The 12,604-nt window shown below is 43.5% G+C and carries 10 protein-coding genes; 8 read left to right on the forward strand and 2 right to left on the reverse strand.

Translation table 11 applies throughout. The annotated features are described in order from the left end of the window. The first annotated feature begins 18 nt into the window (after nucleotides 1–18). Complete coding sequence (gene tagH, locus RUW00_RS10795) at nucleotides 19–1,572, forward strand: teichoic acids export ABC transporter ATP-binding subunit TagH (RefSeq protein ID WP_029972833.1); 1,554 nt, start codon at nucleotides 19–21, stop codon at nucleotides 1,570–1,572. A gap of 34 nt (nucleotides 1,573–1,606) precedes the next feature. On the opposite strand, the gene galU is transcribed toward tagH, so the two are convergent. Beyond that, the gene (gene galU / locus RUW00_RS10800) at nucleotides 1,607–2,485 is read right to left on the reverse strand and encodes a UTP--glucose-1-phosphate uridylyltransferase GalU (protein ID WP_015240700.1); all 879 of its coding nucleotides are present in this window, start codon (nucleotides 2,483–2,485) and stop codon (nucleotides 1,607–1,609) included. A gap of 277 nt (nucleotides 2,486–2,762) precedes the next feature. Between galU and wecB the strand changes: the two genes are divergently transcribed. Then, nucleotides 2,763–3,902 carry a non-hydrolyzing UDP-N-acetylglucosamine 2-epimerase gene (wecB, locus tag RUW00_RS10805; protein WP_095270853.1) on the forward strand — a complete coding sequence of 380 codons (1,140 nt, stop codon included), beginning with the start codon at nucleotides 2,763–2,765 and terminating at the stop codon, nucleotides 3,900–3,902. Nucleotides 3,903–3,953: 51 nt separating this feature from the next. Here the strand turns inward: wecB and tagU are convergent, their stop codons facing one another. Next, on the reverse strand, nucleotides 3,954–4,874 hold the full coding sequence (gene tagU / locus RUW00_RS10810) for a polyisoprenyl-teichoic acid--peptidoglycan teichoic acid transferase TagU (RefSeq protein ID WP_017418803.1): 921 nt from the start codon (nucleotides 4,872–4,874) through the stop codon (nucleotides 3,954–3,956). 178 nt (nucleotides 4,875–5,052) lie between these two features. On the opposite strand from tagU, the gene RUW00_RS10815 reads away from it, so the two are divergent. The 6 genes from RUW00_RS10815 to tuaC all read left to right on the forward strand — a co-directional run bounded on the left by RUW00_RS10815 (nucleotide 5,053) and on the right by tuaC (nucleotide 12,602). Next, the gene (locus tag RUW00_RS10815; RefSeq protein ID WP_017418804.1) at nucleotides 5,053–5,355 is read left to right on the forward strand and encodes a membrane protein; all 303 of its coding nucleotides are present in this window, start codon (nucleotides 5,053–5,055) and stop codon (nucleotides 5,353–5,355) included. A 22-nt stretch (nucleotides 5,356–5,377) separates the two neighbouring features. Further along, nucleotides 5,378–7,495 (forward strand): SpoIID/LytB domain-containing protein, encoded by a 2,118-nt coding sequence (locus RUW00_RS10820; protein WP_021494105.1) that lies wholly within the window; start codon nucleotides 5,378–5,380, stop codon nucleotides 7,493–7,495. A 25-nt stretch (nucleotides 7,496–7,520) separates the two neighbouring features. Then, on the forward strand, nucleotides 7,521–9,011 hold the full coding sequence (locus RUW00_RS10825; protein WP_095270848.1) for an N-acetylmuramoyl-L-alanine amidase: 1,491 nt from the start codon (nucleotides 7,521–7,523) through the stop codon (nucleotides 9,009–9,011). Between the two features lie 253 nt (nucleotides 9,012–9,264). Continuing rightward, entirely contained in the window at nucleotides 9,265–9,924 is a 660-nt protein-coding gene (locus RUW00_RS10830) for an exopolysaccharide biosynthesis polyprenyl glycosylphosphotransferase (RefSeq protein WP_003151373.1), read from the forward strand. A 36-nt stretch (nucleotides 9,925–9,960) separates the two neighbouring features. Continuing rightward, nucleotides 9,961–11,409, forward strand: coding sequence for a teichuronic acid biosynthesis protein TuaB (tuaB, locus tag RUW00_RS10835; RefSeq protein WP_017418808.1), 1,449 nt, complete (start codon nucleotides 9,961–9,963; stop codon nucleotides 11,407–11,409). Continuing rightward, a complete protein-coding gene (tuaC, locus tag RUW00_RS10840) occupies nucleotides 11,406–12,602 on the forward strand; it encodes a teichuronic acid biosynthesis protein TuaC (protein ID WP_061861594.1) in 1,197 nt (398 codons plus the stop codon). Before tuaB ends, tuaC begins: the two co-directional genes overlap by 4 nt. Nucleotides 12,603–12,604 lie beyond the last annotated feature (2 nt).

A 12,604-nucleotide genomic window follows, 5' to 3' on the forward strand; every position in this document is an offset into this window, starting at 1 on the left:
ACGTAAGGAGATTGTACGATGAAACTAAAGGTTTCGTTTCGAAATGTTTCAAAGCAGTATCATCTTTATGAAAAACAGTCGGATAAAATAAAAGGTTTGTTTTTCCCTGCTAAAGATAACGGTTTTTTCGCTGTGCGAAATGTCTCCTTTGATGTATATGAAGGGGAGACAATCGGCTTTGTGGGAATTAACGGATCGGGTAAATCGACGATGTCCAATCTGCTTGCAAAAGTGATACCGCCGACAAGCGGTGAAATTGAAATGAACGGCCAGCCGTCGCTGATTGCGATTGCAGCCGGTTTAAATAATGCTTTGACGGGCCGGGATAACATAAGGCTTAAATGTTTAATGATGGGGCTGACAAATAAAGAAATCGATGAGATGTATGAAAGCATAGTTGAGTTTGCTGAGATCGGTGATTTTATTAATCAGCCGGTGAAAAACTATTCAAGCGGTATGAAGTCCCGCCTTGGTTTTGCTATTTCCGTGCATATAGATCCGGATATTTTAATCATTGATGAAGCCCTCTCCGTAGGAGACCAGACATTTTATCAGAAGTGTGTTGACCGGATCCAGGAATTTAAAGAACAAGGAAAAACCATTTTCTTTGTGAGTCATTCCATTGGTCAGATTGAAAAAATGTGTGACCGTGTGGCTTGGATGCACTATGGTGAATTAAGAATGTTCGACGACACTGAAACCGTCGTCAAAGAGTACAAAGCATTTATCGATTGGTTTAATAAACTCTCCAAAAAAGACAAAGAGAAATATAAGAAAGATCAGGTTGCTGAACGTAAAAAAGAATCGCCTGAGCAGCAGGCAATTGTGAAGGAACAAAAGAAAAATAGTAAATCCGGATCAGCAGTCAATGCTATTCAAATTGCTATTTTATCAATACTGCTTGTGTTTATGGCAGGAACCATGTTTTTCAGCGCCCCGCTTCGTACTATCGCTTCCTTCGGTAAGATCGGATATCAAGATGATGTTAACAAGGGGAAAGACCAGATATTGGTGAACAAAAAAGGTTTCGTATTAAAAGACCAGACGCAGGCCTATAAAGATACAGAGCTGAAAAAAAAGGCGGACTTCCTTATTCCGTTCGGTGCTCAGGTGAAAGTGGTATCTGAAGACAGGCAATCAGCAAAGATTGAGGTCAATAATAAAACGTACTATATCCCGGAAAATGCAGCGGTCTATAACGAAAAAAGTTCAAATGTGAAAGCATCCGCTTTTTCTCCGTATGTAAAGCAGGGTGATACTGATCAACTTGTGTCACATCTCGGTGAGCGCGTTAATGATATTCAGCAAGAAATGAAAGAGCTGCAGAAAGAAGTGGTGAACGGCCGGGAGATGCTATATCTTAAAAATGGCGAGGTCAGTTATGTAGTGAATAATGGCAAGGCCGAGCAGCTTGTTTTCAGAGGAATATCAGCTATTACTCCGGCAGATCTATCCCTGAATAATAAAGATGTTATAAAGGGCAGCAGTGATCGGCAATTTATTGCGGCAAATGATAAATACGCTTTTATTATCAATAACGATAATCAAACTTTAACCTGCATTATAAAATAAAAAGCTGTTGGAATAAATCCAACAGCTTTTTTTCTTATAATTCATCTTTTCTTAACAGGTCTTCCATGAAAGGGATAAGGTGATCACGCAGTTCACGATCCTGCATCGCAAATTCTAATGTAGTGGTAATAAAACCCAGTTTTTCACCAACATCATACCTTTTGCCCTCAAAATCGTAAGCAAAAACCCGCTGGATTTCATTCAGCTTTTGAATAGCGTCTGTAAGCTGAATTTCTCCTCCGGCACCAATTTGCTGTTCTTCAAGGTACATGAAGATTTCAGGAGTGAAGACATAACGTCCCAGTATTGCCAGATTGGACGGAGCAGTCCCTTGAGCCGGCTTCTCAACAAAGTTCTTCACCTGATATCTGCGGCCTTCACTTGTCAGCGGATCAATAATTCCGTAACGATGGGTTTCTTCTTCAGGCACTTGCTGAACCCCTATAATAGAAGAAAGTGTTTTTTCATATTCATCCATCAGCTGGCGAAGCCCTGGTTTTTCAGCTTGAACGATATCATCTCCGAGAAGGACGGCGAATGGCTCGTCACCGATAAAATTACGTGCGCACCAAACGGCATGTCCAAGACCTTTTGGCTCCTTTTGCCGGATATAATGAATGTCAGCAAGATTAGAGGCTTTTCGGACTTTTTCTAAGAGTTCGACTTTCCCTTTTTCTTCTAGGTTTCTTTCCAGCTCTGGTGAGTAATCAAAATGGTCTTCAATGGCTCTCTTGCTTTTTCCCGTAACAATAATAATGTCTTCAATACCCGCTTCAACCGCTTCTTCAATTATGTATTGAATCGTTGGTTTGTCTACAATCGGAAGCATCTCTTTCGGCATGGCTTTTGTTGCCGGCAGAAAGCGTGTCCCTAAACCTGCAGCGGGAATTATGGCTTTGCGTACTTTTTTCACTTTAAAGCACCTTCCTTAGCGTCACTTAAATATAAGTTAAGATATCTATACAGACTCAGGCTTGCTGATATTTTCTGTATACCCGATATTTCATTTTTAACACTTTTAATGATATAAGATAAACCATTATTAAACAAGTTTTATCCGTAAAGCCTTAATGATATATCCTTTTTCATTTATGGGAAAAATAATACAAGATATTTAACTGGCGGATCATATCGTGTAAAATGGGTTGATAATGAAAAATGATCACAAACTTGATACAGGAGAAAGAGACATGAAAAAACTTAAAGTCATGACGGTATTCGGTACAAGGCCTGAAGCGATAAAAATGGCGCCCCTTGTGCTCGAATTAAAAAAACGCCCTGAAATAGAATCATATGTCACTGTGACTGCCCAGCATAGACAAATGCTGGATCAAGTTCTTCACGCATTTCAAATTAAGCCTGACTTTGATTTGAATATTATGAAAGAACGGCAGACGCTGGCTGAAATTACTTCAAACGCCCTGGTAAAACTGGACGGCCTGTTTAAGGAAATCAAACCTGATATTGTTCTTGTTCATGGTGACACGACAACAACCTTTGCCGGAAGCCTTGCAGCTTTCTATCACCAGATTGCAGTCGGACATGTGGAGGCCGGATTGCGCACGGGCAACAAATATTCACCTTTTCCGGAAGAATTGAATCGCCAAATGACCGGCTCGCTTGCTGATATCCACTTTGCTCCGACTCAGCAAGCGAAGCAAAATTTGTTGAATGAGAATAAAAAAGAAAGCTCCATTTTTGTTACCGGAAATACAGCGATTGATGCTTTGCATACAACGGTTCACTCTGAATACTCCCATAACATTATTGAAAAAATCGGCAATGACAGAATGATTTTACTGACGGCGCATCGCCGGGAAAATTTAGGTCAGCCGATGGAACTTATGTTTAAAGCCATCCGCCGGATCGCAGATGAATTCAGCGATGTGCAAGTCGTTTATCCGGTACACCTGAATCCCGCTGTACGTGAAGCTGCTGATAAGCACTTTGGTGATTCGGAGCGCGTCCATTTAATTGAACCTCTTGAAGTGATTGATTTCCACAATTTTGCGTCAAGGTCGTATTTTATTTTAACTGATTCAGGAGGCGTTCAGGAGGAAGCTCCTTCCTTAGGAAAGCCGGTTCTCGTATTGCGCGATACGACTGAACGGCCCGAAGGAGTGGAGGCGGGCACTCTGAAATTAGCCGGTACTGATGAAGAAACGATTTATCAGATGGCAAAACAGCTGCTGACAGACAAGCAGGAATATGAAAAAATGTCGCGGGCATCTAATCCCTATGGAGATGGCATGGCGTCAAGAAGGATTGCTGAGGGGCTGCTCTATCAATTCGGACTGCGTTCAGAGCGTCCTGATTCTTTCAAGGTGTAACAAAAAAGCAGCTCCGCATAATGTATGCGAAGCTGCTTTTTCTGCATTAGTTTAAAGGTTGAGGCTACTTCTCAATTCTTTAGTAATGGAAGCAAGACCGTTTTCATCTGCTTTATAATAGTAAATTCCGTTGATTTTAGTGCCGTCACCCTTCAACTCATGCTGAATCACTTTCTTGCGGGCATCTTTATAGCCGGATTGAATATCCCACATATCATCAAAGGTTAAATTCGTTTTTACATTGTTCTCTACTACTTTAAACATATCTCCGAATTTCGTGACAGAAGAGATACTTGCCCCTTTATTGATAATACCCTCTATAATCTGCCGCTGTCTGTCTTGGCGCCCGAAATCCCCTTTAGGATCTTCTTTTCTCATTCGTGAGTAAGCGAGGGCTTCATCACCGTTTAATGAAATATTGCCTTTGCTGAAGGAATAACCGTCATAGTTGAAAGCGAATGTACTGTTGACAGTGATGCCTCCTAAAGTGTCAACGACATCTTTAAAGCTTTCCATATTTACTTTAATGAAATAATCTACAGGAAGGTTCAAGAAATTCTCCACAGTATCTACTGCCATTTGCGTACCGCCAAATGCATATGAATGATTGATTTTATCCATCGTGCCTTTGCCGATAATTTTTGTATAAGTGTCACGCGGAATACTGACCATTTCCGTTGTTTTTGTCTTTGGATTGACAGTAAGGTAAATGAGCGAGTCGGCTCTTCCTTTATCATTTTTACGTTCGTCCACTCCCATGATCAAGACAGAGAACGGTTCTTGTTTATTTATTTTCACCTCAGTGCTGCGTTTATTCGATTTGTTAATGTCTTCGTGAATACTGGCGACGGTTGATGCCGCTTTATGCCATAGATAGTATGTAAAGCCGCCGGAAACTAAAATAAAAATGCCGATGATTGTCAGAAAGACCAGTAACAAAGTCTTTTTCTTTTTTCTTCGTTTACTTCTCATCTCAATACACCCCATCTGTTTTAAATTGGAAATCTAACTTCCAGTAAATGAAATATTTTATAATAGAATACAATAAATCCTAATATAGTCGAATGTTATCGAAAAAAGTTTCAATGTTTCTTAATTTTTCTTTAAAATAGATAATATATTGTCGATAATCCATAATGAGGTGAAAAAAATGAAAAAAATTTTCGGATGTTTGTTCTTTATACTGCTTCTCGCCGGGTGCGGAGTTAATAATGAAAAATCTCAGGGCGAGGATGCGGGTGAAAAGCTGGTAACGAAAGAGGGCACTTATGTAGGACTGGCGGATACTCATACAATAGAAGTCACTGTGGATCATGAACCGGTAAGTTTTGATATCACTGAAGAATCAGCCGACGATGTTAAGAATTTGGATAATGGCGACAAAGTGACAGTAAAATATCAAAAAAATAGCAAGGGACAGCTTATGCTGAAGGATATCGAACCGGCAAATTAATGAACAGGGGGACGCTGTAATCTTGAAAACTTGCAAACATTTAATAGGACTGACTCTAGCTGTTGTTATATTGCTTATACCGGCGGTTTCCTTTGCGGCAGATTCAAATATATCTGTTAAGCTGACAAATTACATAGGAAATCAATCAAGCATTTCTTTATCTCCAACCGGTTTTTATCAGGTTACCGGTGATCATGTGTCTGTAACCAACCGCTTTTCGGGGGCATCCCGATATGAGACGGCGGCTCTTGCATCTGACTCCCAATGGACGAATCCTAAAACCGTTATTCTCGTCAATCGTGATGTTTTTATCGATGCATTACCAGTAATTCCTCTGGCAAAAAAATTGGATGCGCCGGTGTTATTTACACAGCCGGACACTTTGACAAAAACAACAGAAAAACAGATTGCTAAGTTCAATCCCGATAATATTCTGGTCATCGGCGGGGCTAAAAGTATTTCAAAGGACGTTGAAAATAAGCTTAAGTCTTATGGAGCTGTGAAAAGAATCAGCGGGAAAAACCGTTATGTTCTGTCTGAAAACATTGCAAAACAAATGGGAAATTACGATAAAGCAATTGTTGTAACAGGTAATGTTTTTCAAGACGCTTTAGCCATTGCTCCGTATGCCGCTGCAAACGGCTATCCCATTCTACTGACTGAAAAGGATAAATTGCCGGATTATGATCTTCCGAAGCAAGTCTTAATTATCGGGAGTTCGTTCAGCGTGAGTGATGCTGTAGAAAATCAAATTAAAAAAACTTCAACTGTGCAGCGAATACCCGGATCAACACGGTATGAATTGACTGCTAATATCATTAATCAGCTAAAGTTGAAGGCTGATAAAGCCGTCATGACTAATGGAACGAAATATGCTGATGTCCTGGTTGGCGCTTCTTTAGCCGCCAAAAAAAACAGCCAAATATTATATATCAAACAAGATGATGTTCCTTCAGCAGCTAAATCAGTGACAAAAGAGAAGGCGTCGTATGCATACGACTTTATCGGAAGTACAAGCTCCATTTCCGCCGGTGTTGAAAATGAGCTTTCAAACCATTTTTACTTAGCCGGCGGAAGCACATACAACTTACAAATCAATAATGGAAAGTTAAATCTTAATCATATTAAAACATATGGGAATTCATTGAGAATAAAACCGGAAACGTACAATGAATCCAACCGGATCAGTTTGAATGGAAAAGAATACTTGGGGACGGTTAATTTTTCAATAGAGTCAGGCAAATATATCAGACCTGTAAATGAAAACATTCCTTTTGAAGATTATTTAAAAGGTGTCGTACCGAATGAAATGCCTGCAAGCTGGTCTCTTGAAGCGCTGAAGGCGCAAACGGTTGCGGCAAGAACATACTCAATTACGAAGACCGGGAGCACTGTTGCTGATACTACTGCTTTTCAAGTATATGGCGGGTACAGCTGGAATGCCAATACAACGAAAGCGGTGCAGCAGACAAAAAATAAGGTGCTGACTTACAAAGGGAATTTAATTACGGCGGCTTATTCATCGAGTAATGGCGGTTATACAGAATCAAGCGACGAAGTATGGGGTTCAAGCGTTCCTTATTTAACTGCGAAAAAAGACACAAAAGATCCTCAAACTGCCTGGAGTCTGACGCTTTCTAAGCAGCAAATCAATCCGGATTCAATTGATGTAAATAAGCCGGCCTCTTGGTTTGCTTCAAAGAATGAGACAAATGCAGCTCAACTGAGCGGTATTAAAAATTGGATTCTGAAAAATAAGGAAACAGGCGCTTCCGCCATTAAAATTTTAAAAATAGAAGATCTTACATTCAGCGGAACAACTAAAGGACAGCGGGCTAAAACAGCAACTTTGAAAGTGAATTACGCTGTCAAACAAAACAATGGAAATTACGAGGCAAATAAAACATCTGCAATGACTGTGCCGGTGACTGAATTGAGAACGATGATCGGAGCCTCCGTGTTTAAAAGCACTTATGTGACCGTCAGTCAAAACAGTTCTGCTTTTACAATCAGCGGAAAGGGATATGGACACGGCATCGGCATGAGCCAATACGGCGCTAAGGCAAGAGCGGATTCAGGAGATTCATATAGTTCAATTTTAAAATTTTATTATCCGGGCACTACATTGACTGACTATTAAATAAACAAGAGCAGGAGGAAGGCAATTGCGTTCTTATCTTAAAGTCCTGATCATTTCTATGCTGGGACTCATCTTATTTATCCCGTCAGCCTTAGCTGACAACGCGGTTAAAAGAGTAGGGGGAAGCAACAGGTACGGTACGGCTGCTGCGCTTTCCAAGCAGGTGTATTCAACAGCGAGTACAGCTGTTGTCGTCGGCGGAGGTTCGTATGCAGATGCTATATCCGCTGCCCCGATGGCATATCAGAAAAATGCGCCGCTGCTTTACACAAACAAAGATAATTTGTCATCAGAGACGAAAACCCGTCTGAAAGAATTAAAAACAAAAACGGTCATTATCGTCGGCGGAACGCCTGCTGTGTCAGCAAATACAGCAAATCAAATCAAAGCGCTCGGCATCAGTGTTAAGAGAATTTCAGGAAGCAACCGATATGATACGGCAGCTAAAGTAGCAAAGGAAATGCCTGCCGCCTCAAAAGCCGTTATTGCAAACGGATTTTTATATGCTGACGCAATAGCTGCAATTCCATATGCCGCAAAGAACGGATATCCAATTTTGTTTACGAATAAAACAGCTATCAACAGTGCCACAGCAGGAGCTATAAAAAGCAAGGGGATCAAAAGCTCTATTGTAGCAGGGGGAACCGGGAGCATAAATGCCTCTGTCTTTAAGAAACTCCCTTCTCCAAAAAGAATCAGCGGAAGCAATCGATACGAACTTGCGGCCAATCTAGTTCAGCAATTAAATCTTCCGACAGGCAATGTATTCGTCAGCAATGGTTTCGGGTATGCAGACTCCATAGCGGGTGCTGCTCTTGCTGCAAAGAAAAAACAATCTATCATTCTGACAAACGGCAGCAATCTTTCAAAAGAAACAAGAGTCTTTATCGGGAGAAAAAAATTAAGCAGCTTTACCATTATTGGGAATACCCCGGCTGTCAGCTCAAATGTTGCAAACCAGCTGAAAAATCCGGCAGCGGGAAAAACAATTTTAATTGATCCGGGTCATGGAGGGAAAGATTCCGGTTCTATAGGTAACGGCCTTTTAGAAAAAGACGTTAATCTTGATATCGCTAAAAGGCTGAATACAAAATTAAATGCTTCAGGTGCTCTGCCGGTCATGACGAGGTCTAATGATACATTTTATTCCTTGCAGGAAAGGGTAAATAAAGGTGCAACCGCAGGAGCGGATTTATTCATCAGCGTTCACGGCAATGCAAATGATGCAACTTCTGCAAACGGAACTGAGACCTACTATGATGAGACATATCAAGCCGCTGCAAGCAAACGCCTGGCAGGACAAATTCAGCCTAAGGTTGTTAATGCATTAAAAACAAGAGACAGAGCGGTTAAAACAGCGCCATTCTATGTCATTAAGTATTCCAAAATGCCTAGTGTATTAGTAGAGACGGCTTTTATTACGAATCCGTCTGATGCAAGTAAATTAAAGCAAGCATCCTATAAGGAAAAGGCAGCTGCAGCCATCAATGATGGAATCGTGTCTTATTATAAGTAAAACTTTTATATATTTGTGTACGAGCCTGCTGGTCAAAATTGATCGGCAGGCTTTTTCGTTGTTTTCCGCTCATAATGATCCTTTTCAATTATAGTAGCGGCCGTTTATGGATATGAATAGATTTACAATAAAAAAACAATAATCGAAACATTCTAATAAACATTAACGCTTCCTTTACTTCCAATTAACATCCATCTGCTAAACTCACGGCATAGGTCATCAAACATCCCAACAAATCGTGAGGTGTGTGTCAGTGGGAGCAGAGAAAAGCATGAATGTAAATAATAACTATGCAGTGCGGCAGGGGACTTCCGCTGCCGTTACGGAAAGAACGGCCCGTTATTTGGCTTTTAAGCGATTCATGGACATTGTGTTTGCGCTTGCAGGGCTTTTGGCGGCGCTCCCGGTGATGGGCCTGTTCTCCATACTGATTCGTTTGGAGTCGCCCGGCCCGGCTTTTTATAAGCAGGAGCGGGTAGGCAAAGACGGGAAGCCGTTTTATTTGTATAAGCTCCGCTCTATGAAAATAGATGCTGAAAAATCGGGGGCGGTCTGGGCGCTGAAAAAGGATCCCCGCGTGACAAAGGTCGGCGCTTTTATCAGAAGGACCCGTATTGATGAGCTGCCGCAGCTGGTAAATGTGCTTCGGGGAGAAATGAGCCTGATCGGCCCGCGTCCCGAGCGTCCCGTGTTTACGGAACAGTTTCAGGCTGAGATTCCGGGGTTTACGGAGCGGCTGGCCGTTAAGCCGGGATTAAGCGGCTGGGCGCAGGTCAACGGGGGATATGACATGACACCGAGGGAAAAACTGATGTTTGACTTATACTATATCCGCAACCTGACCTTTTCATTGGAACTGAAGATTATGCTCAAAACGTGCAAAGTGATCTGGACCGGTGACGGGGCGCGATAAAAATTCTGGTCAGCAGACAAAAAAGTAGGGAAAACGATGCCTAGTATTACAAATCAAATCTTGAGCGGCGCCAAATGGACAAGTATTTCGACAGCGTGTATTACGGTCATTCAAATCATCCAATTCGCCCTGCTCGGGCGGGTCATGTCACTGGCTGAATTCGGTCTTGTCGGCATGATCACAACGGTAGTGGTGTTTGCCCAAATTGCGCTTGATATGGGTTTTGGCGCCGCGCTCATTCAAAAAGATCATGTGACTGATAAACAGATGTCTGCCTTGTACTGGCTGAATATCATAACGGGGCTTGCGCTGTTTGCGCTGCTGTTTTTCAGCAGTCCGCTCATCGCCGATTTTTATCGGCGGGAGGAGCTTGTCTATTTAATCCGCGTGCTGGCCGTCATGTTTTTAATCGCGCCGATCGGTCAGCAATACCAGTATATGCTGCAAAAAGCGCTGGCATTTAACACGTTAAGCAAGATTGAAATCTTTTCAAATGTGCTGTCCTTCGTGTATTTGGCGGCCGCGGTTTTTTATACGGACCCGATTCTCGCCTATGTGATTTCTCAGGTGCTGCTGCAATCGTCAAAAGGCATTCTGTACTGGATGTCCTGCAGAAAAACATGGAGACCGGCGTTGGTTTTTGATCTGAAAGGAATGAAAGGCTTCTTTTCTTTCGGGGCCTTTCAGCTGTCTTCCCGGCTTGTGAACCGGCTCGGGGCGAATATTGATATGATTCTGATCGGCAGTTTTATCGGCGCCGAGGCGCTCGGCATTTACAATCTGGCCTACCAGATTGTCACGCTTCCGGTATTAAAAATTAATCCGATCATTACGAGAGTCGCGTTTCCCGTCTTTGCGAAAAACAAGCATGAAAACAGCGTTATCAGAGAAGGATTTCTCAATATGACCAAAATACTCGCGCTGATATCCTTTCCGCTTTTGCTCGGTTTGGTTTCAGTGTCGGATGCATTCGTGGCTTCGGTATTCGGAGAAAAATGGCTGGCGGCCGTCCCGGTCTTAAACGTTCTCGCCATCGTCGGGATTTTAAGGGTTCTGATGAATCCGAACGGATCTGTGCTGCTCGCAAAAGGGCGGGCCGATCTGGCGTTTTATTGGGACGCCGGGGTGATGCTGCTGTATGGTGCATCTTTGTACGCCGCCGTGCTGTCCGGAAATCTCTTGACGGTAGCCTGGACGTACGCTTTCATCAGCATCCTGAATTTCCTGATCGGGCGCTGGCTGTTGGCATATGTCATTAAGCTGCGTCTGTCGGCTTACTTCAAAGCCGTGGCCAAACCGTTTCTGCTTACGGCGGCAATGGGTGTCATCGCCTTTACAGCCAGCTTCGGCACGGAGCGGATCAGCCTTGATGTCAAGCTGCGTCTGGCAATCTCCGTAGTCTGCGGCGCGTTGTGTTATTTATTCCTGTTAGGAAAAGCTTATCCGCATATGAAAAGTAAATTAAGAAAAGGACGTTTGCTATGAAGGTATTGTGGATGACAAGTGTCTATCCGAGCAGTGAAAAGCCGGGGGAAGGCGTTTTTCATGAAACACAGGCGCAAGAACTGAGAAAGCTTGGCGCGGAGATGACCGTCATTTGTCCGCGGCCGAAACTTGCCGCGCCATTCCGGGTGCTGAAAAAGACGTATCGGCAAAAGGATATAAGGCCGGCGCATGAATGGCGGAAAGGCGTGTCCGTCCACCGGCCGTTTTATCAGGCGGTTCCCGGGCAGCTGAAATGGGCGCAGCCGCATAAAAGAATGGCGGCATCGGTTCTTTCCGCGATTAGAAATCATGGCCTGAAGCCCGATCTGATTCACGCGCATTTCGCCATGCCGTCAGGCGGAGCGGCCGCCATTGTGTCGAAGGCTCTAGGCATTCCGTATGTGCTGACCTTGCATGGCAGTGATGTCAATGTCTATCCGCATTACAGCAAAAGCGCTCATCGCGCATTTACATTTGCGGTGCGGGAAGCAGCCGATATTTACGCTGTGAGCGGCAGTCTGCGGGAACAAATGAAAAAGCTCATCGAAGCGGAGTGCAGCGTGCTTCCGATCGGCATCACGCTTGACGCCTTCCGAGAAAGGAACGAGACGAAAGAAGCCGTCAGAAAACGGCTCGGCCTTCCTCCGGATAAAAAACTGATCGTGTTCATCGGCAGGCTTGTCAAAGAGAAAGGTGTTTTCGACTTATCAAAAGCCGTTCAGTCATTGGATGAAAATTATGAAGCTGTCTTTGTCGGTGACGGTCCCGCCGCATCTTCATTGCGGGAAGCCGCTCATATCGTCACGGGGCAAGTGCCGAACGACAAGGTACAGGACTATCTGCTGGCCTCGGATGTAATGGCGCTGCCGTCCTACAGCGAAGGCATGCCGACTGTGGTCATTGAGGCGCTCGCTCTGAAGGTGCCGGTAATCTGCACCGATGTCGGAGGATTGGCTTCTTTATTCGGGAAACACCGGGGGTTGCTGATCAAGCCGGGTTCACCTGAGACGCTGGCAGAATCGATTCTGCAATATGACGGAGGAGAGGCTTGGACGCCGCAAACAGCCGAGGAGCTTTATCAAACCGTCCGCACGTATTTTGACGCAACCCAAAACGCGAAAGCGCTGAAAGAGAAATACCGATCCGTAATGAACCGGGCCGGGCAAGAGGAGAACCTTTCGAAAGAGGGATGAAG

Source organism: Bacillus sp. IS1, from assembly GCF_032461585.1.
Classification (GTDB): Bacteria; Bacillota; Bacilli; order Bacillales; family Bacillaceae; genus Bacillus; species Bacillus velezensis.